The organism is Glycomyces sp. TRM65418, assembly GCF_019710475.1.
Taxonomy (GTDB): domain Bacteria; phylum Actinomycetota; class Actinomycetes; order Mycobacteriales; family Micromonosporaceae; genus Glycomyces.
The window spans coordinates 243,787-266,957 of the sequence record NZ_JAJFAX010000002.1 but is presented as its reverse complement, the minus strand read 5'-3'; the positions used below and the strand labels follow the sequence as shown (position 1 = coordinate 266,957).

General features: G+C 66.7%; 23 protein-coding genes. 15 read left to right on the top strand and 8 right to left on the bottom strand.

The features are described 5' to 3' along the window. Positions 1–63: 63 nt before the first annotated feature. From K3N28_RS06310 to K3N28_RS06300, 3 genes are all read left to right on the top strand, one after another. The gene (locus K3N28_RS06310) at positions 64–558 is read left to right on the top strand and encodes a MarR family winged helix-turn-helix transcriptional regulator (RefSeq protein WP_228091638.1); all 495 of its coding nucleotides are present in this window, start codon (positions 64–66) and stop codon (positions 556–558) included. Positions 559–657: 99 nt separating this feature from the next. Then, a complete protein-coding gene (locus K3N28_RS06305) occupies positions 658–1,110 on the top strand; it encodes a TipAS antibiotic-recognition domain-containing protein (RefSeq protein ID WP_228091637.1) in 453 nt (150 codons plus the stop codon). A gap of 225 nt (positions 1,111–1,335) precedes the next feature. Beyond that, on the top strand, positions 1,336–1,803 hold the full coding sequence (locus K3N28_RS06300; RefSeq protein WP_228091636.1) for a GNAT family N-acetyltransferase: 468 nt from the start codon (positions 1,336–1,338) through the stop codon (positions 1,801–1,803). Positions 1,804–2,067: 264 nt separating this feature from the next. Here K3N28_RS06300 and K3N28_RS06295 read toward each other — a convergent pair whose 3' ends face one another. Together K3N28_RS06295 and K3N28_RS06290 are read right to left on the bottom strand one after the other, a co-directional pair. Then, the gene (locus K3N28_RS06295) at positions 2,068–2,523 is read right to left on the bottom strand and encodes an SRPBCC family protein (protein ID WP_228091635.1); all 456 of its coding nucleotides are present in this window, start codon (positions 2,521–2,523) and stop codon (positions 2,068–2,070) included. Further along, positions 2,520–2,924 carry a hypothetical protein gene (locus K3N28_RS06290; protein WP_374209711.1) on the bottom strand — a complete coding sequence of 135 codons (405 nt, stop codon included), beginning with the start codon at positions 2,922–2,924 and terminating at the stop codon, positions 2,520–2,522. Before K3N28_RS06290 ends, K3N28_RS06295 begins: the two co-directional genes overlap by 4 nt. A 401-nt stretch (positions 2,925–3,325) precedes the next feature. Here K3N28_RS06290 and K3N28_RS06285 point away from each other — a divergent pair, with 401 nt between their 5' ends. Further along, positions 3,326–3,994 (top strand): lytic polysaccharide monooxygenase, encoded by a 669-nt coding sequence (locus K3N28_RS06285; RefSeq protein WP_228091633.1) that lies wholly within the window; start codon positions 3,326–3,328, stop codon positions 3,992–3,994. Positions 3,995–4,364: 370 nt separating this feature from the next. Here the strand turns inward: K3N28_RS06285 and K3N28_RS06280 are convergent, their stop codons facing one another. Continuing rightward, positions 4,365–4,628, bottom strand: coding sequence for a hypothetical protein (locus K3N28_RS06280; protein WP_228091632.1), 264 nt, complete (start codon positions 4,626–4,628; stop codon positions 4,365–4,367). 151 nt (positions 4,629–4,779) lie between these two features. On the opposite strand from K3N28_RS06280, the gene K3N28_RS06275 reads away from it, so the two are divergent. From K3N28_RS06275 to K3N28_RS06250, 6 genes are all read left to right on the top strand, one after another. After that, on the top strand, positions 4,780–7,581 hold the full coding sequence (locus tag K3N28_RS06275) for a BTAD domain-containing putative transcriptional regulator (RefSeq protein WP_228091631.1): 2,802 nt from the start codon (positions 4,780–4,782) through the stop codon (positions 7,579–7,581). A gap of 732 nt (positions 7,582–8,313) precedes the next feature. Further along, positions 8,314–8,724, top strand: coding sequence for a YbaB/EbfC family nucleoid-associated protein (locus tag K3N28_RS06270; RefSeq protein WP_228091630.1), 411 nt, complete (start codon positions 8,314–8,316; stop codon positions 8,722–8,724). Positions 8,725–8,726: 2 nt separating this feature from the next. Further along, the gene (locus K3N28_RS06265; RefSeq protein WP_228091629.1) at positions 8,727–9,056 is read left to right on the top strand and encodes a hypothetical protein; all 330 of its coding nucleotides are present in this window, start codon (positions 8,727–8,729) and stop codon (positions 9,054–9,056) included. Between the two features lie 3 nt (positions 9,057–9,059). Continuing rightward, positions 9,060–9,551, top strand: coding sequence for a hypothetical protein (locus K3N28_RS06260; protein WP_228091628.1), 492 nt, complete (start codon positions 9,060–9,062; stop codon positions 9,549–9,551). Between the two features lie 19 nt (positions 9,552–9,570). Beyond that, positions 9,571–10,194 (top strand): hypothetical protein, encoded by a 624-nt coding sequence (locus K3N28_RS06255; protein WP_228091627.1) that lies wholly within the window; start codon positions 9,571–9,573, stop codon positions 10,192–10,194. Positions 10,195–10,251: 57 nt separating this feature from the next. Next, a complete protein-coding gene (locus K3N28_RS06250; RefSeq protein WP_228091626.1) occupies positions 10,252–10,746 on the top strand; it encodes a hypothetical protein in 495 nt (164 codons plus the stop codon). Between the two features lie 9 nt (positions 10,747–10,755). Here the strand turns inward: K3N28_RS06250 and K3N28_RS06245 are convergent, their stop codons facing one another. The 3 genes from K3N28_RS06245 to K3N28_RS06235 all read right to left on the bottom strand — a co-directional run bounded on the left by K3N28_RS06245 (position 10,756) and on the right by K3N28_RS06235 (position 13,896). Continuing rightward, a complete protein-coding gene (locus K3N28_RS06245; protein WP_228091625.1) occupies positions 10,756–10,896 on the bottom strand; it encodes a hypothetical protein in 141 nt (46 codons plus the stop codon). A gap of 172 nt (positions 10,897–11,068) precedes the next feature. Continuing rightward, positions 11,069–12,697, bottom strand: a complete 1,629-nt coding sequence (locus K3N28_RS06240; protein WP_228091624.1) for a hypothetical protein — start codon at positions 12,695–12,697, stop codon at positions 11,069–11,071. Positions 12,698–13,707: 1,010 nt separating this feature from the next. Beyond that, entirely contained in the window at positions 13,708–13,896 is a 189-nt protein-coding gene (locus tag K3N28_RS06235; RefSeq protein ID WP_228091623.1) for a hypothetical protein, read from the bottom strand. A 907-nt stretch (positions 13,897–14,803) separates the two neighbouring features. Between K3N28_RS06235 and K3N28_RS06230 the strand changes: the two genes are divergently transcribed. The 3 genes from K3N28_RS06230 to K3N28_RS06220 all read left to right on the top strand — a co-directional run bounded on the left by K3N28_RS06230 (position 14,804) and on the right by K3N28_RS06220 (position 17,814). Then, positions 14,804–15,484 (top strand): hypothetical protein, encoded by a 681-nt coding sequence (locus K3N28_RS06230; protein WP_228091622.1) that lies wholly within the window; start codon positions 14,804–14,806, stop codon positions 15,482–15,484. A 1,003-nt stretch (positions 15,485–16,487) separates the two neighbouring features. Then, positions 16,488–17,108 carry a helix-turn-helix domain-containing protein gene (locus tag K3N28_RS06225; RefSeq protein WP_228091621.1) on the top strand — a complete coding sequence of 207 codons (621 nt, stop codon included), beginning with the start codon at positions 16,488–16,490 and terminating at the stop codon, positions 17,106–17,108. Then, a complete protein-coding gene (locus K3N28_RS06220; protein WP_228091620.1) occupies positions 17,101–17,814 on the top strand; it encodes an SRPBCC domain-containing protein in 714 nt (237 codons plus the stop codon). Before K3N28_RS06225 ends, K3N28_RS06220 begins: the two co-directional genes overlap by 8 nt. 10 nt (positions 17,815–17,824) lie before the next feature. On the opposite strand, the gene K3N28_RS06215 is transcribed toward K3N28_RS06220, so the two are convergent. Then, complete coding sequence (locus tag K3N28_RS06215) at positions 17,825–18,688, bottom strand: alpha/beta fold hydrolase (protein WP_228091619.1); 864 nt, start codon at positions 18,686–18,688, stop codon at positions 17,825–17,827. A gap of 1,222 nt (positions 18,689–19,910) precedes the next feature. On the opposite strand from K3N28_RS06215, the gene K3N28_RS06210 reads away from it, so the two are divergent. Together K3N28_RS06210 and K3N28_RS06205 are read left to right on the top strand one after the other, a co-directional pair. After that, entirely contained in the window at positions 19,911–20,705 is a 795-nt protein-coding gene (locus K3N28_RS06210) for a hypothetical protein (protein ID WP_228091618.1), read from the top strand. 17 nt (positions 20,706–20,722) lie between these two features. Next, complete coding sequence (locus K3N28_RS06205) at positions 20,723–22,006, top strand: ImmA/IrrE family metallo-endopeptidase (protein WP_228091617.1); 1,284 nt, start codon at positions 20,723–20,725, stop codon at positions 22,004–22,006. 81 nt (positions 22,007–22,087) lie between these two features. Here K3N28_RS06205 and K3N28_RS06200 read toward each other — a convergent pair whose 3' ends face one another. Further along, positions 22,088–22,978, bottom strand: a complete 891-nt coding sequence (locus K3N28_RS06200; protein ID WP_228091616.1) for a hypothetical protein — start codon at positions 22,976–22,978, stop codon at positions 22,088–22,090. Positions 22,979–23,171: the final 193 nt, after the last annotated feature.

Sequence of the window (23,171 nt, the reverse complement as noted above, 5' to 3'; positions counted from 1 at the left end):
TGTAACTGAAATCAACCTAAGGCAAGATTGGTTACATGTCAACAACTGCTCTAGGCTGGGGACATGACCGACACCGACCGACCGGTCCGAGGCGCGACCGCCTGGGCGCGGTACCGCAGGATGCGTCAGGTGCTGGACGCCGCGGTCGCCCGCGACCTCGAACGCGAATGCGACCTCTCGCTGCCCGATTACGAAGTGCTCGCGGCGATGGACGACCTCGGGGACCAGTGCATCCGGGTGGGCGCCTTGGCCGACCGGATGGGATGGGCGCACAGCCGGCTGTCCAGGCAGCTCGGCCGGATGCAGCGCCGCGGGCTCATCGACCGAGAGCCCTGCGACCTGGACGGCAGGGGAGACGACGTCGTCTTCACCGCCGCCGGCACGAGCGCCCTGCATGCGGCCGCTCGAATCCACGGGGACGCCGTCGGGCGGCACTTCGCCGACGCCCTGAGCGAACGGCAGCTCGAGGCCCTCGCCGACATCGCGCAATCGATCGACGACCACCACGCGACCGCCCCCGACGCGCGACCGTCGCGGCGAACGCGGGACGCCGGCTGAACCTCTCGCGCCGGAAGAGGTCGACCGAGGCCGGTTTTCACGGGGCGATTCGCTCTTCGACTTGACGTTGACGCTGCGTCACCTTGTAGCGTCCGTTCCATGAGCAGGAGAACCATGCAGTCGCCCCTGTCCGAGCAGGAGAAACGCGAAGTCTGGGGCGACTTCGCCGACCAGGAGGACGAGCTCCTCGACGAAGTCGAGGCCCGATGGGGCGACAGCCCCGCCTACTCGGAGTCGGCGCGGCGTGTAGCGACGTACGGCAAGAGCGACTGGGAGGAGATCAACGCGGGCAACGCGGCGATCGAGCAGCGCATCGCCGAGCTCATGGACGCGGGATGCCACCCCGCGAGCCAGGAGGCCATGGACGTCGCGGAGGCGCAGCGCCTCCACATCAGCCGCTGGTTCTACCCGATGGACCACCGGTTCCATGTGCAGAAAAGCGTGCTGTACGTCGAAGATCCGCGCTTTCGGGCCGGGATCGAGGAGCACACGCGGCCCGGTGCCGCCGAATGGCTCCAGGCCGCGATCCGCGCGAATGCGGCGCGGGCCTGAGTTCGACCGCCGCAGAGCGGGGCCGTCCTCGTCCACCCGCGCGATCGCGGCGTCGGGCCCGATCCTCGAAGCGTCCGCGGGAGCCGGTCCTCGGCTTCGGTCGCCTGCGGCTCGGCCTCGGCGGGCCGCCGTTTTCGGGAGGCACCAGCTCGGGGCCCGGTGTCAGCCTGTCGGCGCCCGCGGCCGAGAGGCCACCGGCAGCGATATCGCGCAGAGAGGACCAGGATGAGGCTGCGAGCACTGAGTCACCGGAACCTGCCGGCACTCCTCGATGCCGCGGTCGCCGACGCCGATCCGCTGGAGGTCATGCCCCCGGTGGAAGCCCCTCCGGGTTGGACTGACGGGCGCAGGACGGCCTTCCTCGACTTTCACCGGTCGCGGTCGCTGGACGCAACCGACCCGGTGGAGACGACATATGCGGTCCAAGTCGATGGCCGAGTCGTCGGTGCCGCCCGACTGGAGCCGAAGCCCGAGGGCGTCGAGATAGGCCTGTGGCCGGGCCGCTCCCACCGTGGGCGCGGCATCGGCGGCGAAGTCCTCACCTCGCTCGCCGTCATAGCCCGCGAGCGGGGGTACACGCAGATGCTCGCCTCCACCACCCCCGAGAACACCGCCGCTCGCCGCCTTCTCGACCAGGCGGGGGCGCGCGTGGAGACCGATGCGGTGACGATCGAGGCGGTTGTCGACTTGTAGCGCCGGCGTCCCGTTCACCGACCCGGGCGCTCGCATGTCCCCGCCCAAGGCGGGCACAGGGACTGGGACGCGTTCGGGATCGAGAAGGCCTCGTGCCGGCCGCTATGCGTCCGCCCGAGGCCGTCGGCATGGCGGTTCCCGGTCCGGCGGTTCATGGGCAGTCTCGCCGGCACGGCCGCGCAGGCGGCGCCGGCCTGGCGGGACAGCCGAGCAGGCCGGGCACTCCCGGGAAGGCGTGCCCGGCCGTCGTTCCGTCGCCTCCGGTCAGAGCGTCGAAGCGCCGCCCGGCTCCCACGGCCGGTCGTCCGCCGTCGCCGCCTGGGCCATGGCGGCCACCGCCTGTTCGAGGCTCTGCTGCACCTCGCCCTCCTCGGCGTCGCGCACGCTGTGCAGGCTGACGGTGATGCGGCTGTGGCCCGGATCGACCTCCTCCACCTGGAGCTCGCCGTGGTAGTCGTCGGGGCCCCGGGCGCCCCACTCGAGCCGGCGCCCGGCGGCGTCCGAGTGGAGCCAGGCCTCGCCCTCGACGTGCTCCCCGTGCACGTCCGCCTCGACGTGGACCGTCTCCCCGCCTTCGGGCTCGGCGGCCGTCATCTGGGGAAAGTAGCGCGGCAGGTTCCGCGGGTCGGCGAGGAAGCCGAACAGCGTCTCGGCGTTGACGTCGGCCTCTGCGGTGTGCGTGTACGTGGTCATGTCCCCTGCTTCCTTCTTGCGGCTCATCGGTCGATGAGGCCTTCCTTCGCCACGACCTCGTGCCCCGGTTCGCCCACCGAGCGGCGGCGGCGTTTCAGGTCGGCCTCGTGGACGTGCGGCAGGCCGTCGGTGAGCCTGCGCGTCTCTCGCTCGATGTCCCGGAACACGTTGTAGTAGGTGTTCTCGTAGTCCTCGACGACCTGGAAGGTCCATCGTCCGGGGAGCACGTTGCGGCCGAGCAGTTCGCGTGCGATCCGCTGCGCCAGTTCCGGGTGCCCCGCGGCCTCCAGCAGCTCGACGGCGTCCTCGACCTTGAAGTCGGCGGAGCCGGTGAGCTGGTGGAAGGCGTACAGGTGCCCCCTGGCGATCTCCACGGTCTCGAGCGCCTCGGTCAGCTTGCCCACCGCTTCGACGGTGCGGTCGTCCATCGCTGCGCGCCAGCCGCCGCCGTCGAGGCGCGGGTCGATCTCCCCGCCGGTCGACGGGCGCTGTTCGCCTTCGGGTATGTACGTCATGCGCTCGCGGTTACCCTTCCGTCGCGAAATGATGCGCCGCCCGCAGCACCCTCAAGCACATTGGGAGGGATCTGACATGCCCGTGAGCCTAGCGGGAGCGGCCGGCGGGGGCACCCGAAACGGCAACTGCACCCGGCCCGCGGCGTCCATGGCCGCACGGTCGAGAAGGAGCCGCCGCGTCCCGCGGCGTCGGCGGCGGTCACGTGCGAACGGAGAGTCATCGCTCCCACTTCCGGCCTGACAGGTATTTACATTGCGAGGATATGTCAGATATATTTGCATTTGTCAATGTCTCCATTTATGGGAGCGATACCATGGTTAGATCGAGAAAGCATCGCATCAGAAGACTCCTCCTCGCGTTCGCGGCGGTGGTCATGGCCAGCGCTTCGGCGCTGTTCTTCACCGCCCAGAGCGCTTCGGCGCACGGCACGGCGACCTCGCCGGCCGCGCGGCAGTACAGCTGCTGGGAACGCTGGGGCAGCAACCACATGGATCCGGGCATGGCCACCGAGGACCCCATGTGCTACCAGGCCTTCCAGACCAACCCCAACACCATGTGGAGCTGGATGAGCCTGCTCCGCGAGGGCATGCAGGGGCAGCACGAACAACGCATCCCGGACAACCAGCTCTGCTCGGGGGGCAACGCCGAATACGCTTCGCTCGACAAGCCGGGCGCCTGGCACACCACCTCACTCGGCAACAACTTCACACTCCACTACGACGACCAGGCGAGGCACGGCGCCGACTACTACTGGGTGTACGTGACCCGCCAGGGATACAACGCCGCCACCGACGCGCTCGACTGGGGCGACCTCGAGCGCGTCGTCCAGACGGGCGTCTACCAGCCGGGCCAGGCGGTCGACATCCCGGTGAGCGCGCCCGGCAGGACAGGGCACCACGTGGTCTACGTCGTCTGGCAGGCCAGCCACTTCGACCAGACCTTCTACTCCTGCTCGGACGTGTGGTTCGGCGGCCGCTCGTAGCCCGCACCGGCCGACCCGTCGGCCGACGGCGAATGCACCGTCGCCAACGACCGGTCAGTGACGCTGAACCAGTCCGGATCACCGGTCACCGCGACCGGCGCATGGCACGACGACCCGCTCGGGTCCGGGCAGCCCGCTTCGTTCAGGCTCGACCCCCCTCACGGCGACTCGGATACCGCTCCGGACCTGCCGGCGCCCTCGGCCGACAGGCGAGCGAATACCAGGCGGTCCCGGCCCCAACGGCCGGGACCGCCTTCATCGTGCGCCGGATCGTCAGCGCGCCGACGGACGTATAGCGCACGGGTCCTCGACGGAGAAAGCGGAAAACTCGCCGGCCTGGCGCCTGCCCTCCACGGGTCCCTCGACGCGCTCAGCGGATCTGAACGCTCGCCGCAGCGGCCGAGTCGGGGCGACCTGTACCGAGCACGGAGACCGCGGGCCCCGTGCCGTCCGACGCGATATCGACGCCCTCGCGGTCAAGTGGACTGGAAGTAGTGGCCCTGTCGAGGTCCTCGATCAGGCCCGGGTGGACCGGCTCCCAGCCGAGGAGCTCACGGGTGCGGGCACTGGAGGCGGCGATGTCGCGGAGCGGGACGCCCTCGTCGGCGACGACGTGGCCGTCCAGTTCGGTCACCACGCCCTGGCGGGCTCGGGCAGGCCGGAGGCGATGGTGAACGGCGCGGAACCGGAGACGAAGCGGCCCTTCCCTGCAGAACGGTTGAGGCCGTCCGGACCCGCTTGTGTGACAATGATTTTCCCGCATCCGGTGACCAAAGGCGGCGATCATGACCGAACTCGACGTGCGTCTGCTCGGGCCGCTGGAACTCCGCGTCGACGGTGTGGACGTGGCGATTCCGCAGGGCAATGCGGCCAAGGTTTTCGCGCTGCTCGCGGATGACGCGAACAAGGTCGTGCAACTGCACCGACTCGTGGCGGGCGTTTACGGCGACGTGGAGCCGAAGCATCCGACAGTGCAGGTGCGCAATATCGTCGGCGTCCTCCGGGATCGGCTCGGACCCGCGCGGGACCGCATCGAACTGGTCAACGGCAACTACCGGTTCCGGCTCGCCGACACCGAGGTCGACGTCCTGCGCTGCCGGTCGCGGGAGCGGCACGCCCGCGAACTGCGCCGCACGGGGCGGCTCGCCGAGGCCGCCGCCGAGCTCCGCGCCGCCCTCGAGGAATGGCGCGGCCCGGCCCTCGCCGGCGTTCCCGGACCAATGGCCGAATCGGCCGGCAGGCGTCTCGACGAGTACCGCCTCACCCTGCGCGAGCAGCGATACGACATCGAACTCGACCTCGGCATGCACGGGGAACTGCTCGGTGAGCTGCGCGAGGTGTGCACCGTCCACGCCCGGAGCCAGCGGTTCGCGGCGCAGTACATGCTCGCCCTGTACCGCTGCGGGGACACTGAAGCGGCCCTGACGGTCTACGAAGAGGTGCGGAAGCGGGTCGCCGACGAACTCGGCATCGACCCCAACCCCGAACTGCTCGAACTCCACACCGCGATCCTGCGCGCCGACTCGGCGCTGGGCCCACCCCGCACGCCGCAGCCCTCCCCGGCGCCGACGCGCCCGCTCTTCACGCTTCCGCCGACCACCGCCCGCTTCACCGGGCGGGAGGAGGAGCTGCGCCGACTGGACGGCGTACTCGACGCATCGGCCGGCCGAGCCGGACTCGCCGTGGTCAGCGGCATGGGCGGGGTCGGCAAGACCGCGCTGGCCGTCCACTGGGCCCACCGGGTCGCCGACCGTTTCCCCGACGGCTGCCACTACTTCGACCTGCGCGGCTTCGACCCCGTCGCCCCGGAGACCAGCGCAGGCCCCGCCCTCGCCAAGGCGCTTCGCCGCCTCGGAGTCGACCTGCACGACCTCCCCGCCGACATCGACGAGCAGACCGACCTCTACCGGACGCTCCTGGCCGGACGCCGCGTCCTGGTCGTGCTCGACAACGCCCGCGACTCCCTGCAGGCACGGCCGCTCCTGCCCGTATCGGCGGGCACCTTCGCCGTCGTCACCAGTCGCGATCCGCTCGAAAGCCTCATCGCCGCAGGGGCCGACACTGTCCGGCTCACACCGATGAGCGACGAGGAGTCGACGACGATGCTCAGCCGCTTCGTCGACGACCTCGCCGACGACCGCGCCACCGCGCGCATCACCGCCGTCTGCGCCGGGCTGCCCCTGGCACTGTCCCTTGTGGGCGCCAGAGCGGCCGCCAATCCGGACGTGCCGCTACGGGCCCTCGCCGACCGGCTGGAATCCACCGGCAACGTCCTCAACGCGCTCACCGCCAAAGACGCCGCCATGGACCCGCGCAAGGTGTTCCAGTGCTCCTACCAGGAACTCGGTGGCAAGGCCGCCGCGGCCTTCCGGCTGCTGGGCCTGCACCCCGGCCCCGATGTCACCGCCGCCGCGATGGCCAGTCTCGCGGGCTTCGCACAGGACGAGGCCGCCGCGGCGATGCGCGAACTGGCCGATGTGCAGCTCGTTCACGAGCACAAATCCGGCAGGTACACGATGCACGACCTGCTGCGCGCCTACGCCGTGGACCGACTTGACGACGAAGTTCCCGAACCCGCACGCGCGCAGTCGCTCCGGCGCATGTTCGACCACTACGTCTCCACCGCCTACAGCGCCGAGCGGATTCTGAGCACCACCCGCGAACGGATCGACCTCGGCGAGCGCGAACACCTCGCGGCTCCCGAGCCGCTTCACAGCCCGCGCGCGGCCTCGGCCTGGTGCACCGCTGAGTATCCCGTGCTGGTCAACCTGCTGCATCGCGAGGCCGATCCCGAGCACGACCGGCGGCGGTGGGAGCTGGCCTGGTGCCTCGCCGAGGAGATGATCGCCATGTACCGCGGCCGCGAGCTCGCCGACGCCCAGACCACGGCGCTCGCGGTGGCCGCGCGGAGCGGCGACGTCGTCAAGCAGATCATTTCGCACGGCTACCAGGGAGCCGGCCTGCTGCTCTGCGGCGACGGTGACGCATGCCGCGAGACCCTGGCCCGAGGTATGGCACTGGCCGAGGAGACGGGGCAGCCGTGGGCGAAGGGCTTCGCCCACTTCACGATGAGCATTTACTCGGGCCATTGCGGCGACAGCGAGGAGGCGCTCTCTTACTGCCGCCGAGCGCTGGCGTACTTTTTCGAAGCCGGAGACGCGCTCTGGGGGCACCGGGCCCGCTACGCCTTCGGTTGGCAGCATGCGCGCCTGGGAAACCTCGCCGAGGCACACGAGTGCTTCGAGCACCTGCGAGACGCCTCTCGCGCGACCGCCACTGAGTCCGCGCGCGGCGAGGCTCTCGCTCATCTCGGCCTGGGTCATGTCGCACATCTCAACGGTGAGTACGACGCGGCGATCGTCCAGTACGACACCGCGATCAAGGTCTTCTCCTCGAACGAGATGGAGTCGAGCGTCGCCAAGGTCCGCGACCTCCTTTCCGCGACCAGGACGGCCATGGGCGACCTCGAGGGGGCCGAACGCGAACGCGAGCGGGCACGACGACTCTACGAAGACTACGGCGCGCCGACCCACACCGACCGCAGCCTGGGCCTCGTCGACATCGCGATGGGCGGCCGCCTGAACTGAAACTCGAGAAAGTACGCGAACGATGCGTGAAGGCGTTGCCACGGTGGCGCCTTCGAGGCCGGCTCGCCCAGGCCTTCCTCACCGTCTGCGCCGCAACCGAACCGGAGCGGCTACGAATCCGAAATTCCCCGATCCGCTTGATCCGGTACCCGCTCCGTCTCGCCGCATCGCCGCAGTCGATACTCCAGCAGGTCGCCAACCTCGCCGACGAGATGCAAAACCGGCACACGGCCTAACGCCCTGCCCTGAACCATCCATTGACCTGCCTTGGCTCAAGGTCGGGGAGGCGTCGCGTCTCGGCGACCCGACGGGCGACCACGGCACCCGCGCCTCGCCGGCGGCCGGTCGAGGTCGCTGCCGGCGTCGAGCTGCTCTAGTGCGGCTCGGCGGAGCTTCGCCCAGAGCCAGCGCCGACAACGTTCTGTTTGGTCCTGCCAGGGATAAACCGGTCCCCGATTCGGGCTGCCCCTCTGCTGATCTGCGAAAGCGGATCTCGGTGTAGTCGATGACGCCGACTTACGCACGCTCGTCGAGGTGGTCGACCACCTCGGCGAGTGTGCGTGCCCGCGCGAGCTTGGCCTCGTGAACCTGCGCAGGGTGATGCACGGCGGGGCCTCAAGGCCCGCACGCACTCTGAGCGCGGAGGAGCCGCTCTTGGGGAGAGCGGCAAGTGTGTCCGAGTTGTAAGGTTGTTGCTACCCCACGCACCCTGGCTCGGACAAGGAGCATTTGATGACCATCCCTGACCCTCGCGGCCTGACCGGTCCGCTCGATGAGGTCATGGCCGCGGCCAGACGCGTCCAGGACATCCAACAGGGGCAGTCCGAGGCCGAGCCGATCACGGTGGAAGCGGCCGAGGGCACGGTGAGCGTGACGGTGAAGGCCCCGGGCACCGCCGAGGTGTCGATTCGACCGGCGGCGATGCGACTGGGGTCCGAGGCCCTGTCCGAGCAGGTCTCCCTGGCGGTCAACGAGGCGTATGCGGCCCTTCGGGAGCAGGCCGGCGCCGGTGCGGCGGTGGACTTGGAGGAGTTGAACGAGCAGCTGGCCGAGATCCAGCGTGACAGCGCCGCGCGTTTGTCGTCGTTCCTGGACGGGATCATGTCCGCCCACTCCAGGGCCGAGCAGCGGGAGGACCGGTAACCGTGGCACCGGGGTTCGACGTACAGCCGGAGAAGTTCGAGGAAGCCGCCTCTGGGCTGCAGTCCCGCGGCGAGGACCTCGGCGCCGTCTGGGAGAGCTTCAAAGGCCAGGTCGAGTCGATCACCGAGGCCTCGGGCGGGGATGAGATCGGCGGGCTGATCATGGAGATCCACAACGTGATCTTGGGGGCGTTCGACGAGTCGATCACCGTCTGCGCCGACGAGCTCGCCAACGCCGGCGCCGACTTGAAGGAATGGGCCACCGCGCACGTGGAGGCCGACGAGTCGGCGGCGAAGATCTTCGAGGAGCTGCTGAACGGTCTGGGCGGCTAGGGCATGGTCATCAACCTGCCGCCCGCGCTGGGCGAGATCCTGAACATGTGCGGCGTCGACTGGCCGATGTCGAACGAGGACATGCTCTTCGAGATCGGCAACGCCTGGATGAGCCTGCCCGATTCGGTCGATCAGGTGCTGTCCGGCGTCAACGAGCAGGGCGCCAAAGTCTGGGACGAGAACATCGGCGAAGCGGTCGAGGCGTTCACGACGTGGTGGAACGGAGAGGACGGCCCGGCGACGGTCCTTGCCGAGGGCACGATCGGGATGTTTCTGACCGGGGCCGGGATGATGGTCTGCGCCGCGATCGTCTTGGCGCTGAAGATCGCCTGCATCGTCCAACTGGCGATCCTCGCCGTCCAGATCGCGGCCGCCATAGCCGCGGCAGCGGCGACGATGGGCATCGCGGCGGCGGCACTGCCGGCCATTTATGCGGTGGGCCGCGAGATCTTGATGAGCCTCGTCCAAGAAGCCGTCATGCGGCTCCTGATGTAGAAGGGCCGCTGCGCTCCTCATGCCGAAAGCCCCCAAGAACGCCGCGCTCGGCGCTGCCGCCAAGAAGATCGCCAAACCGGCGATCAAGAAGATCAAGGTCCCGAACCCGCGGGTGAAGAAACCGCACCCGGACGGGACGGCCAAGCAGGTCGACACGACCGTCTCGCCCAACGACGGCGTGACGATGAAGACCGGCCCGGAGTTGCGCAAGGACGCCGAAGACATCCACAAGGCGTACGAGAAGCAGTACGGCGAGCGCGCCTCGCAGGGCCTGACGGTGGCGACGATTCAGGACAAGAACGGGAACCTGTTCTATGTCATGAACCGCAACACCACTTCCAGAGACGCGCGGGACCTGGCCGACAGTCTGGGGTACAAGCGGCTCATGGGGCCCGGCACGTCCACACCGGAGGCCAACCATGCCGAGCGGATCGCGTTGAACATTCACGAGCTGCGCACCCAGGCGGTCAAGGACGGGACGATCGGGCAGGAGCCCTATGCCAGTCTGCCGGAGCCGCCGATGAACATCAGCCCGTCCAGGAAACCCTGCGACGACGCGGCGACGCCGCCGGCGAACGCGCAGAACTGCCGCGCCGAGACGCAGAAAACGAACGGTTTGATCAACCTGGTAGGGTGGCCCTAACCAGGGAAAACAGCGTCGCATGCGCGTATTGCGACCAGTTGCTGAGGGGATTCGAGTATGGAGTTGTGGGACGCGGAGATGAGCCGCTTCGAGGAGCCTCTCGAGGACGTGTCGGCTCGGGACCGCTTCCGCATCGCCGTCGACGTCCTCGGCTGGTCCATGGCCACCACCGAGCGCCCCATCGAAGACCCCGGTCTCAGCGCCTACGTCGACCGCACCCTCGCCACCCTCCGCGCCGCCCTCCAACAGGGCCGGACCCTCGCCGGAGCGACCCCCGAAGTGCTCTCCGAGTTGACGGTCCAGCAGAACCGGGCCGAAGCGCCGGGGACGATGGGGATCGTGCTCGCGCTCGGGTTGTGCTTCGACGAGCTCGACACCGTCCTCACCCCCAGCCGCACCCTCGAAGTCCTCAGCCAGTGCTACGAGTTCGAACTCGTCCGCATCTGCCCCGACCCGATCGTCACCCGCGCGTTCGAAGAACGCAGTGAGCGGATGCGCGACATCCTGGACTACCAACAGGCCCTGCTCACCTCCTACACCGGCGAAGCGTAAGAACTGGTTTCAGGTTTCATTGAATCGGCGGCTTCGGCGCTTGCTCTGGTGGGAGGCCTCGATCATGCGGTGCACCTGCTGCTCGTCGACGTCACGGTTGCGCTTCTTCACGGCCGCCCGGAGGCCGAAGCCGAATGCGGCGGCCTTCACCAGCGGCGAGTCGACGGTCGAGAAGACCAGACTCGTGATGTTGGCGAAATTCGACGCGCTTCAGTAGGCACTTTCAGGCTTGGTTCGCCACCAGAGGCGAACGTACTGGCAGTTGCGGTTTCGGGCCCGGCCGTAGGGCCGGGCCCGAAACGCGGTCAGTGCCCGGAGGGGTCTACCACTCGGCGGCGGCCTTGCGGCGGCGCATGAGCACGAACACGACCGCACCTGCGGCGAGCGCAACGACGGCCGCGCTACCGATGACGGCGAGGGGCATACCGGTCACCGGCAGCTGTCCGGAGCCGTTGCCGCCCTTCAGGCTGAAGGAGCCGCTGTTGTCGTCGAGGTCGCCGTCGAGGATCGGGAAGTCCTCGGTGGTCAAGTCCCAGTATGCGAGTTCCTCATCGGTCCAGAGTTCGGCGGATTCGAGGACCACGGCGGTGCCTTCGGCGCCGGGGTCACCGGTGACCTTGACCGGGAGGTCGAGGGTCAGCGTCGCGCCGGACTCGATGTCGCCCCAGATCGAGCACACCACGTCAAGGCGCTCAAGGCGGTAGAGCGCCGGGTCGGTTTCGGCGAGCCATTCGTTCTCGGCGGCCACCGTGCAGTGGTTGTCTCCGGCGGTCGTGAAATACCCGTTCTCCTGGAGCTCGGCGTCGGTCTCCACCCCTGCGGGAAGCTGGATCGCGTAAAGGAAGCTGCCTTCGCCGCTGCCCGGGTGGGGCTGGGCAACTGCATCGGCCGGGCCCGAGTTCTCGACGGTGATGTCGACAACCGCGGTCTCGCCCTTCGCGACGTCGATGTCGTTCGCGGTGATGGCGAGGTTGTACGGGTTCTCAGTGGAGACGACCGTGACCGGGTTGTCCTCGATGGCGGCGCGGTCGGTCGCTTCGAAGACGAGTTCGGTGTCGGCGTCGAAGTAGTCGAGGCTGTCGATCTCGTCACGGTTCCACATGTCGAAGGCTTCGACGCTGTACCAGGCGTTGTATTCGAACGGACCCGGGGCATTCGCGTCCAGGGTCACCGTGAGCGGAGTGTCCGCGGAGAGCTCGTAGACGACGCCCGGTTCGGGAGCGAGGCCTTCAAGGACGCACATGACGCCGCCCCATTCGACCAGGCCGCAGTTGCTGTACTCAGCGGCGGTCTGGAGGAGGGGGTTGCCGTCGCTGATGTAGAAGTAGACGTCGTTGTAGGTGCCTTCGTTGGCCTTCATGAAGGCCACGTCGGGGGTGAGGGAGGAGCCGGGGACGACACCTTCGTGGGTGGAGCCGGAGACGAGGTACTGGGCGTAGTCGTCTTCGGTCGGGGAGAACTCCCAGGTGCCGCCGAAGACGGCCGGCGCCTCTGCCGAGGTGGGCTGGACGCTGACGGACCAGTCGACGGTGTCATAGGCGTGGACAGTCTCGGATACGAGCAGGTTGAAGTCGACCCAGACCGTGTCCATGTACGTGGTCACGTCAGTGAAGTCGCAGGTGATGGTGATGCCTTCGGCGGTGCAGTGCTCGTCGGAGGTCTCAAGGGCGAGGCCGCCGAGGTCGTCGGAGAGGCCGAAGACGACGTGGACGTTACCGAGCTCGGTTTCGTCGTCGCCGTAAGCCGAGGCGTAGAACTGGCCGGCCTGGCTCCGGGTCTCTTCGGTCCAGCCGGTGTAGAAGGTGTCTTCCACAGGGAAGGCGTATCCGTCGAGCTCAAACTCGCTCTGGGCCTGGGCCGGGAGCGCAACGGCGGTGCCGAACGCGGTCGCGGCGAGGACCGCACCCGCGCGGAGCGCGCCGCGCTTGGCGAAGGGGATCTTATGGGTCATGGGTTTCCGATTCGATTGTCGCTGCCTCAGGGGGTGGAACAGGACCCAGCGATCCGGCTCCGGAAAGCAACACGTGCAGCGGTGGATATCGGTTGCATCAGAAAACGGCCTTTATAGAACTGATGCCGGGAGCCCCTTGGACGGAGTCGCTCCTGGTGGGCGCGGTCCAAGCGCAATACCGGAGCAGCGCGGAACGGAGTTCAATCCCCGAACTCGCCGGCGGGCCTGCCCCGCATCCCCTTCGCGTAGTCATTGGTGATCCGGGGATCGTTCTCAGGCGGGGTATAGGTGCGGGTCTTGAGGGGACCTGTAGTCCTACGCTCCGACCGCGGCGGCTTCCGCGGGGCCGGAACCACCTGGATCGCGATGGCGCGAACTCCGGGGCGGAGCAACTCAGTACATCTTGCGCAGTACTGCCGTTCGGTCTTGGCGTTGAGTCCGCAGCACTCGCACCGACCCGATGCCCGGATCTCACGCTCGGTCTTGGCTTGCTGCGCGGTCTTCCGCGCTTTAGCTCGCTGCTTCCGACTCGCCGGTCGAGCGACATCATTGGACTGGGGCTGCTTCGCCGCCTTTGGCTCGCCTTCGCAGGGCCGACAGCGCGTGCTGTTCTTCTTCGCGTATTTCCCGCAGACCTCGCAGAACGGCGAGGCTGAGCCATTGGGCATCCGTCCAGCTACCGCGGAGACCCGACCGCGCGGCTGGGTTGGGACCGACTTTGCTCCGCTCTCCGGGCTCCGTTCGCGCGCGGCGCGCTGCTTCCGCTTAAGCGTGCGCGCCCGAGACGAGGCTCCGCGCAGCGGTTTGTTCGCGGTCAATCTGCCGCCGCAGTATTTGCAGGCAGTCCAGTCGGGGAACAGCACCAGGGCCTCACACTGCACGCAGTAGCGGTCGACCGGTCGCGGCGAAGGTGTCTTTGGCATGGAGGGGTTCCCATCGAAGACGTTCCGTGGAAGTTACCACGGTCACAGAATCCTGGGAAGCTCCATTGGTGACGAGACTGGCAGGCGTCAACCGCAGGCGCTCAGGGGCCCGGTTTCATCGCAGCTGTCGGCGCGACGCGAACGGGACTGGCGGACGATGCCGATCATGTTGCCGTATATGGCCCGGGCCCGGGCGTCATGCTCATCGATCCGACCCTTGCGCCACTCGGCGATCGGGGCGGGGTCGAGGCGCCCGAGACCTTCGATGGTGAGCATCGGATCAGGCCCCTGGATGCCATCGTCCCTCAGTGACCAGCGTGTCGAGCCGTAGATACTGCCGACAAAGATGGGCAATATTATGAACCAGTTCGCCGGGCGCGGCCCGGCCAACGACTGTCCACAAAGAGAAGGCCTCTGGCCCATCCACACCACATCCACGGAGGATCGTAGGAAAGCGCTTTCACATAGCTAGACAGGCGCGTGAAGAAATGAAACTACAGGTCAGGGGTTTGTGTTGGTAGGCCCCCTCGGACTCGAACCGAGAACCTATGGTTTCGAAAGCTGCTCTTGACCTGCGGGTTAACCATTCTCGGCAACCTGTCCACCTGTCATCCACGGCCGGACTGGTGCGCCGATGACGGTCCTCCGCTTCTCAGACGTATGCGCGTCCGCCTGAGATCAGGCATTCTACCTGTGAAAACTCTCCGAATCATCGATGACGACGCTAGCCGGGACCGCTATAGGGCCGCTGCGCACCTGGCACACGGTCGATCGGCGCGAAGGCGGTCTGGCCATGTCCAGTCGTCACTGGTCCACGACCGTGCAGCTTCCTTTGCTCCCGGACGATGGTCGCGACCGAGCTTGCCCGGTGAGCCCAGGCGTGGGCGGTGGGCACTGCGGAGCCCGGCGCGGATGCGAAGACGCCGCCGGCCGTCCACCCCGGCCTCGAACACGCCTTCGCCGCGGCCGAACCCGCGCAGTGACCCGCCCTCTCACAGGAGGCGGGACACCGGCGGGACTCCGGCAGGAGACGACGCCGTCGGCGGACAGCACCGCACGTCAGAGCCCCCTTCAGGCCACTGCCGGCGCGGGACGACGGTACCCCGCTGCAGGTGGCCGACCGCTAACGTTCGGGATGCCGCTCCCCCAGCGCCCCGCGGCCGGAACCGAAGGACGAATCCCCATGGAGCAGACGCAGTACCGCGGCTTCGATCCCGACCTCGACGCACGGTCGGTGATGCACTCGCAATACCTGCGCCCCGGCGAGGAGGTCCTGTTCGCGGTCGGGGTCTCGCCCGCGAACACCGCCTACGACGTGCGGGGACGAGAGCGCGACGGGAGCCCGAAGCGCTTCGTCCTGTCCGCGTTGAAGACGACCCTGGTCACCACGACCAGGGCGGCCGCCAAGCTGATCGAGATCTACCTGCACCCGAATTTCTTTCCAGAGTTGAGCCCAAGAAGCGTCGTGCCGGTGACCGTCTCCGGTCCGCGATCCGACTGCCGGGCGCCGTCGCTCGCCGACGCGGCGCGCGGGAAGACCGGCGTCTGGATCCTCACCGACCGGCGCTTCGCCTTCGTCGAGGTGCGCGACCACGACCAGCGGGAGACGGCCCCCGAATCGACCGAGGACCGCCTCGGCCTGCTGAAGATGGACTTCGACCTGCCGAGCAAATGGTCCCCCGGCCAACAGGACCGGCGGCTCGGCCCGGTGACGACCGCCCCGGCGTTCGAGCTGACCGCCGACCGGTACTGGGACCGCGGCCGGGACCGGCGCAAGCCCAAGGGATCCGTTGAGGGCGTCTTCCACCTCCTGGAGTTCCCCGACGGCTCCAGCATCACCCTGGGCGTCGACAGCCCGGTCTGACAAGCAGAAGCCCCCGCCTCTCGCCCGAGAGACGGGGCTGCACCTGGCGGCCAGGGCCGCAAGCTCATGCGAAAGCCACTTCTGAGTGACGTCGGTACATTTGGAGTTTGATCGCGGGCTGGAGGGTCCGGTCGGCTTTCGGGAGCGGCCGGCGGAAGCCGGTGGCGAGGACCTTTCACGAGTGAAGAGGTGCGATGCCCTGCTCGACGACCAGCGGCGGCGATTGACCTGCCGGTTGAACAGCGGTTCGGCGGCGGTCAGCTCGCGGTAGTCCGGTTTCGGGTACGGGGTGAGCGGCACGACGCAGAGAGGGCCGAGGTCGCCGATCAGGCGCGGCCCGTCCCCGGTCGTGTGTGAATCTCGAAGGCTTTCGCCAGCCCTGACTCCTTGAGCCTTGGCATCGTGGACCGAGTCGACCACGATGCGCCCGTCGTCGATCACTCGCCCGCGACGATCGGTGATGACGTGCGCGTTCAGGCCCGGCCGGTGGCGTTTGCCGGAGAAGAGCCCTGCCGGAGTGATGAGGTCGCGGGTGGGGATGAGGAACCCGTCGACCACCAGGTCGGAGCGGACCGTCTGCTCGCGCAGCTTCGACGCCAGGCGGTCGAGGCAGGTCGAGACCACCGGTTCCGGAGCTTCGACATGCAGCAGCTGCTCGGTGTCCAGGCCGGTCCTATGTTCGAGGCGCGGCAGCGGTCGCTCTTTGATGCTCTGAGTGGTCACCCCTCGAGGAATCCACGAGCCCGCTGCCGCTCACTATGCGTCACCAGGGCAAGGACGACACGACCTCACTCGAACGAGACTTCTGCATGGGCTTCCCGCCTTCGCTTCAGCCGCATCCCAACCGCGACGGCGGCATATTCCAGCGCTTCATCCGCGTGACGGGGCGCGCACGTGCCGGTGGAGGGCATGGCGGCCTTCCCTGTTGAGGCCCGGGTCGTTGATGACGCGGGCGGTGCTCGCCTATTTGACAAATATAACTGTCAAATGGATACTGGAACCCATGGGCCACGCTATGACCTTCGTCGAGGACCCCGAGCGGGTGATGGCGGCGCTGTCTCCGCTGCGCAGACGACTGCTGCGCCACCTGCGCGAGCCCGCCTCGGCGACGCAGCTCGCCGCCGCGCTCGACCTGCCCCGCCAGCGGGTGAACTACCATCTGCGGGCCCTGGAGGCGGTCGAGCTCGTGGAACTGGTCGAAGAGCGGCGCCGCCGCGGGTGCGTCGAACGGATCGTCCGAGCCAAGCCGGGGGCGTTCGTCGTCGATCCCACCGTGCTCGACGGGGAACCCGCGTCGCCCGATCAGGCGACGCGCCTTCAGGACCAGTTCGCGGCGGAGCACCTCGTCGGAGTCGCCGCCACCACCGTGCGGGACGTCGCCCGCATGCAGGTCAAGGCGGAAGAGCAGGGCAAGCGCCTGCTCACGTTCACGATCGAGGCCGATCTCCGCTTCGCGAGCGCGGCGGACGTGCACCGGTTCACCGAGCACCTGACCGATGCCCTGCGCCGCGCCGCCGACGATTTCGACGACCCTGCGGGTCGCCCCTACCGCGTGGTGATCGGCGGGCACCCTGCCCCCGCCACCGCAACCGATCCAGCCGAAGAGGAGCAGAACGATGAATGACGACGGCACTTCCGCGACGCCGCGGATTCAGGTCACCGTGGCGGCCCCCGCCGACGAGGTATGGCGGTCGCTGCGCGACCGGGGTGTCATCCGGCAGTGGCACGGCTGGGATGCCGCCGAGCTCGATGCCGAGATCGACTCGATCTACTTCACCGACGTCGTCGAGGACGCCGAGCGGCGCACGCTGATCGCCAACGGTGGGGACCGGTTCGAGGTCCGACCGCACGGCTCCGGGGCCCGGGTCACGCTCACTCGCGCGCCGCTGTCCGGGAACCCGGACTGGGACGCCTATTACGACGAGGTCACCGAGGGCTGGACGACGTTCATGCACCAACTGCGGTTCGCCGTCGAACGCCAGCCCGGCGCGACGCGCCGTACGCTGCTGTTCAGCGGCCCCGATGCCGCCCTGGAGGCCGTCACCGGGCGGCTCCGCCTCGACGGTCCGGTCGGAGCGCCGCCGGGCACGCGTTACACCGCGACGGTGGCGGCCCAGGACATCGCCGGCGAGGTCTGGTTCCGTTCGGAGCACCAGCTCGGCGTGACGGTGGACGAGTGGGGCGCGGGCCTCCTAGTGGTCGTAGGGGCGCAGGCCTCCGGCACCGGCTCCACCGGCGCGTCGAAGGTCGTCCTGAGCACCTTCGGACTCCCGGTCGAGGAGTTCGCGGAGCTGGAGCGGCAGTGGGCCGACTGGTGGCGCGGTCGGTGACCGCGGGCGGTCACCGACCGGCGGCACAGGCACGGGCGCCCGTGACTCGTCCCCGTCGCGGGCCACGGTCCTGACTGGCCCCGCCGCCGAGGGCGGCGACCTCGCGGGTGGCCTCGGCGACGGCACCGAAGTCCTTGCTGAGGATCGCGCCGTGGTTGCTCGCCACTTTCGCGGCGACCTCGATGTTGGCGTTGCGGGCCGTCACACCCGCCAGGCTGGTGCGGATCCGCTCCTGCTCATCGCCCTTGCTGCCCAGGGAGGTGCCCGAGGCGACCACGTACCGGGTGGGGACGGCGATGGCGTCCAGGACCGGGCCGAGCGTGTCCGCACGGGAGAGCCAGCCCAGTTCGATGTTGCTCCGGGCCTGCTCCTCGGCGTTGAGACGCGGGGTGAGACCGGTCGGGCGCAGCAGGGCCATGACCGGTCGCATCCGCTTGAACAGCTTGCGGATCCGCTGCTCCATCGCCTCGTCCATCCAGTCGTACGGGAAGCACCCGTCGACCAGCACCACGCCCAGGGCGCGCTCGGGGTTGCGGTGGGCCCACATGGCCGCCACGACCGCGCCGTAGGACCAGCCCACGACCACGGCCCGCTCCACGCCGCGGGCGGCCAGGACGGCGTCGACGTCGCGGATCGCGGCCTCCACGGAGTAGTCCGAGGAGGTCTTGGACTTGCGGCCGCGGCCGCGCTCGTCGAAGGTGATGTGGCGCCACTGCGGACCGAGCTCGGCGATGGTCTTGCGCCAGTACCCCTGGGTCGCGAACTGGCCGTTGAGGTAGATGACCGCGGTACCGTCGCCACCAGTGTCGGTGCAGGCCAGAGCGGTGTCTTCAGTGGCGATCATGCCGGTCCAGGGGGCGGTGTGCGTGTGCATCGTGCACTCCTTCATGTACGGGTCGCGGGGAGTGTTCCCCGCTCATGAGGACCACTCTCGCCCCGTGGCCTGACACGGCCCTGTCGCGACGCTGACACCGCGACAGGACCCGCGGTCAGCAGCCCCGGTCTCGGCATACCTCTGAAAGGGAGCGCGCGCGAGCCTCTCCTCGTCGCCGCCTCGGGCGCCCTACGCCCACCAGTGCGGGCGCTTTTCAGCTCGCCTCGGTGTGGTGATTGCGGGGCTTGGCGCCGATAGCGGCGGCGACCTGCTTGATGGTGCCCTCGTTGTATGAGGAGCGGGTGCCGCGGGCAGGTGACGGGGTCAGGTGCGTTCGGGTTCGACCTACTTCTTCGGCAGCGGTCCGGGGTCACCGTGACCGGTGCGGTTGCGCCGGGCGGAGTGAATCTCGACCAGGAGGGCGCCCCGCTTGATGCTGCCGTGTCTGCCTTATCCGATGACGCGACGGCAGGGCTCGCCAGCGACGCGCCAGCACTCGGGGCACATGCGATCGGTTACCGCGGGCCTGGGTTTAGGCTTGACGCGGATCGTAGTCGTGGGCGTGCCAGTGGCGCCTTTCATCGGCACATCGCAGGACCTGCTCGCGGTGCCAAATCCAGCCCCACAGTGGACTTCGTCAAACGAACGCGATCGGCCTGTCTCCGCCGCGCGGCGGCCGAGGGCAACAAGTCCACAAAGACACTGAGCTGACCGCATCCACAGCCCATCCACGAATACATGCGGAAGCCGGCTGCCGACTACCATGGCCGGAAAACACAAAACTGCCGCGAACAGCGATAACGCTGCTTGAGGCGGTTACGATGGTGGGCCCCCTCGGACTCGAACCGAGAACCTACGGTTTCGAAAGCAGCCCTTCACCTGCGGCGTAACCAAAACCGCGGCCAACTTATCCACAGGACATCCACAACCTCCGGCCAACCGCCCTCGGCGGCGGCGTCCGTACTGCAGCGCGCTGCCGGCCGCCCTCAGCAACACGAAGATCGACACCAAGCGTCGCCCGCTGAGCACTGGGCCGACCTCCAACACCAACGAGGGGCGGACACGAAGCTCCTCGCCCTGTTCGCGGCCATCGATGTCACACCGTCGGTATAAGCTCCGGGGAACGGTCCGAGACCTCACGGAACAGTACAGATGTCCTCATGAAATCATACCCTTAGTTCAGTTTGATGCATGATAGTTTGCTCATGGTAGAGTCTTGTGCATGAACGAGCGAGACCTTGCTATCGGTACCCTTGAGGAGACCCAGACCCTCTCGGGAGTCCTCTGGGGAGCTCGCTCGGCCCTCCGGACCGCCCTGAATGAGCACAAGCCGGAAGCCGGGCATAGCCGAAGCCTCTTGGGCACCACCGCCCACACCCTTCTTTGCGACCGTTACGACCGGGTCTTCTCTTGCGAGAAATTCGCGCTTCCGGACGGCACCGCCCCGACCGAGGCCGATCGTCAGCAACTCGTGGCCGAACTCAGCGGTTTTGACGCCACCACGATGCCCCAGCTCCCGCCAGGGCTGGTCATTCGGGACAACCTGAACGGGAGCCCTGGATGGCGTCAGGGCAACGTTCAATTCCTTCTCGCCTCGGCTCCCGACGGAATCGACCACATTCGCTGGGCGGAGAGGAGTCCGACCAAACAGCGCGTTGCCGAATCCAGCATCGGCCAGATTCCCGTCGACGGGGACGTCCCCTCCTTGTTCGGCTCCAACCCCTCGATCTTGATCCCTTCCCTTGAGGTTCCCGCCTTCACTCAGGTCACCACCTTCATCGTCGCCTACTGGTTGGACCACGACCTGAACGACTTCAGCCTTGCCCTCGGGCGCTCCCGTATGAACCGAGGCGGAGGGTCGCCGTGGGTCTGGCGGGTGGAGCTCACGTCTACGATCATCCGCGACATGGACGAGAAGACCATCGGAGATTGGGAGCCGATCAGCAACGACGATGTTCGATCCGCGGATGCACCCGTTCGCCTGCGCCCGAGCGGAGCTGACCGCAAAGCTGCCTAGATACGCATGGAGGGAACATGACTCATCACACACCAAATAGGTACCGCGCTTCAGACGCTGCCGCACTGTTCGAGGGCCATCGGCTTACCATCGCCCGACACCTAGCCGGCTGGAAGAAGAGCCAACTCGCCGAGGCGGTGGGTAAGAGCCCTGCCGCCGTCAGCGCGTGGGAGCTCGGTACGAAGCGTCCTACACCACAGACCGTCGCTCAACTGGCGATGGTCTTGCAGGTGTCTCCAGGCTTCTTTGTCGGGCGGAAGCGGGGGAGCGAACTTCGCCCGCATTTCCGTTCGCTGCGTTCTACAACACAGGTAGCGCGTGATCAAGCAAGTGCTTATGGCGAGCTCGCCAATGACGTCGCAGAGGTATTCGAAACCTATGTAGAGTTTCCCAAGCCTGCAATACCTTCGTGTCCGGTCAGCGAAGACGATGCAGGGGACGGGCCGGAAGCGGCTGCCCGTTTTGTGCGTGAGTCGTGGTCACTTGGCCTTGATCGGATTAAGAATACGATCAGACTGGTTGAAAACCAAGGAATCTTGGTGGTTTTCAGTCCAGCGCGTGCGGCAGCAGTCGATGCATACTCATTTGCAATGAGTTCGAGGTCAGTTATCATTCTAAGCCCACTCAAGAATGATTACTATCGGCAGCGATTCGATGTAGCCCATGAGCTCGGTCATCTAGTAATGCATGAGGATTCGGAGCCGGGGAGTCGTGCAATCGAGGAACAAGCGAACCGTTTTGCGGCAGAGTTTCTTGCCCCGATAGATGCAATTCAAGCCTATCTTCCCTCTGTAATGAGCGGCTATGCCTGGAGTCAATTGGGCGAGCTCAAGGAGCATTGGGGAATCAGTATTCAGGCCTTGCTTTATAGGGCACGTCAGGTCGGAAAGCTCAGCGCATCGAGTTATAGAAATGCGATGACCACCGTTACAAATCGAGGCTGGAGACGCAAGGAACCCGGCCTGATAACAACACTTGAGGCCCCCTCTCTCATACCGAGAGCTCTTGAACTCGTGTCAGATGAAGGGCCAGGAGAATCCGCGATCCTGCAACAAACTGGAATCCCGGCTGAGCTGTTTCAATCCGTCACAGCCAGATGGCCAACCCTGGACGATGATGAAAAGTCGGCGACCTCCGAGGAACCTATCCATGCATCCGCTGTTTCCTCGCTACTCCATCATCGGACCAATCGCATTTCATCTCTAAGAATCCGCCAGGCGGACAGTCTGTTCTTAGCCGAGGGGCTAGTCCTTGTTTCGAGGTGTCAGGGCGCTGCACATATCCGTGCGGCGCCCGAATAACTTGGGAGGGCGAATCAGATTCCGAAATCCGGGTAAACCCTGGCGCTGATAAAGTTGGAACTCCCAAGTCCATCGGATGGCCTACCGAAAAGTCATGATCCACGTCGGCTGCCTCCTCGCACGAATTGCCGAATAGCAGTAGGCGCTTAACTCCTCATCATGTATGTCCTCGTCGTCGCGATACCCGGCAGCGAGAGCCTCCTCAACTTCCGAGTTGATTTCACTCATCCACGAGGCGACGACTTCGGCACGTTTCTCGAGTTTATCGACGTCAAGGTCTGGGAAGATTTCGAACAGAGACCTTCCAACTTCAAACTGCGAACCGGGAAACATGCGCAGAGATCGGCGCTTCCTATCGGTCTTATCCGGGTCAGTGGAGACGTGAAACTCTGCAAGATTTTCAGCTTCACTCAAATGTTCCATCGCATCACGCAACGCCTTGAGGTGCTGGATATACGCAGGTTTACCATTCTTCCACTCGGATGAGGCGTAATACCAAGGCCCGTACTGGGAGTCAAATTCCGGGTCTCGATCGATCTTCTTCGAATTGTATTGCTTGCGTCGTCTCGCGCGCTCGAAACTACTTTTCCATTCCTCCATCTGCCAAGCGGACGAGGCAAGGAGATGTTCGTGCACTATCCGCTTTGATAGCAGCCTATCGAGAGTTTCACTCAAGCCACTTATCAGTCCGGTATAGTTATATGGCTCGCCGATATTCCTTTCTTCATCACGATATACCCCGGAAATCTCATCATTAATCTGAGCGAGTTCCAACTGCAAGTCCCTGACTGTCGCAACTTGCTCGCGCACCGATTCCGACCAATATCGGACGAACAGTAGGCTGATGTGCTCAGCCTCGGTGATACTAAAGGGACCGTACGGGATTTCGGTATTTTTATCTGCTGTCATCACTTTCCTGCACAACCTCACTAAGTCAGCGCGACCTTGATTTGCCAGATGGGCGCTTCTCATCTGATCGAGTCTACTGATGCTTTGCCCCAGCGGTCGCCTTTACCGCAATCACCCCAGGACATGCCGGCGTCAGGGTCAGACCATCAGGCTAGGAGGAGAAGCAAGTCCAGCGCCTCGGATTAGGCGCTCCCGGGAGGTCGGGATCGTTCGCCGCGGCGCACACGGGAAGTCGTACTGAGCGCTGAATGCCTAG

Coding starts and splice junctions, on each gene's coding strand:
- K3N28_RS06310 (WP_228091638.1), top strand. CDS start 64: ATGACCGACACCGACCGACCGGTCCGAGGCGCGACCGCCTGGGCGCGG.
- K3N28_RS06305 (WP_228091637.1), top strand. CDS start 658: ATGAGCAGGAGAACCATGCAGTCGCCCCTGTCCGAGCAGGAGAAACGC.
- K3N28_RS06300 (WP_228091636.1), top strand. CDS start 1,336: ATGAGGCTGCGAGCACTGAGTCACCGGAACCTGCCGGCACTCCTCGAT.
- K3N28_RS06295 (WP_228091635.1), bottom strand. CDS start 2,523: ATGAGCCGCAAGAAGGAAGCAGGGGACATGACCACGTACACGCACACC.
- K3N28_RS06290 (WP_374209711.1), bottom strand. CDS start 2,924: ATGGACGACCGCACCGTCGAAGCGGTGGGCAAGCTGACCGAGGCGCTC.
- K3N28_RS06285 (WP_228091633.1), top strand. CDS start 3,326: ATGGTTAGATCGAGAAAGCATCGCATCAGAAGACTCCTCCTCGCGTTC.
- K3N28_RS06275 (WP_228091631.1), top strand. CDS start 4,780: ATGACCGAACTCGACGTGCGTCTGCTCGGGCCGCTGGAACTCCGCGTC.
- K3N28_RS06270 (WP_228091630.1), top strand. CDS start 8,314: ATGACCATCCCTGACCCTCGCGGCCTGACCGGTCCGCTCGATGAGGTC.
- K3N28_RS06260 (WP_228091628.1), top strand. CDS start 9,060: ATGGTCATCAACCTGCCGCCCGCGCTGGGCGAGATCCTGAACATGTGC.
- K3N28_RS06255 (WP_228091627.1), top strand. CDS start 9,571: ATGCCGAAAGCCCCCAAGAACGCCGCGCTCGGCGCTGCCGCCAAGAAG.
- K3N28_RS06250 (WP_228091626.1), top strand. CDS start 10,252: ATGGAGTTGTGGGACGCGGAGATGAGCCGCTTCGAGGAGCCTCTCGAG.
- K3N28_RS06240 (WP_228091624.1), bottom strand. CDS start 12,697: ATGACCCATAAGATCCCCTTCGCCAAGCGCGGCGCGCTCCGCGCGGGT.
- K3N28_RS06235 (WP_228091623.1), bottom strand. CDS start 13,896: ATGCTCACCATCGAAGGTCTCGGGCGCCTCGACCCCGCCCCGATCGCC.
- K3N28_RS06230 (WP_228091622.1), top strand. CDS start 14,804: ATGGAGCAGACGCAGTACCGCGGCTTCGATCCCGACCTCGACGCACGG.
- K3N28_RS06225 (WP_228091621.1), top strand. CDS start 16,488: ATGGGCCACGCTATGACCTTCGTCGAGGACCCCGAGCGGGTGATGGCG.
- K3N28_RS06220 (WP_228091620.1), top strand. CDS start 17,101: ATGAATGACGACGGCACTTCCGCGACGCCGCGGATTCAGGTCACCGTG.
- K3N28_RS06215 (WP_228091619.1), bottom strand. CDS start 18,688: ATGCACACGCACACCGCCCCCTGGACCGGCATGATCGCCACTGAAGAC.
- K3N28_RS06210 (WP_228091618.1), top strand. CDS start 19,911: ATGAACGAGCGAGACCTTGCTATCGGTACCCTTGAGGAGACCCAGACC.
- K3N28_RS06205 (WP_228091617.1), top strand. CDS start 20,723: ATGACTCATCACACACCAAATAGGTACCGCGCTTCAGACGCTGCCGCA.
- K3N28_RS06200 (WP_228091616.1), bottom strand. CDS start 22,978: ATGAGAAGCGCCCATCTGGCAAATCAAGGTCGCGCTGACTTAGTGAGG.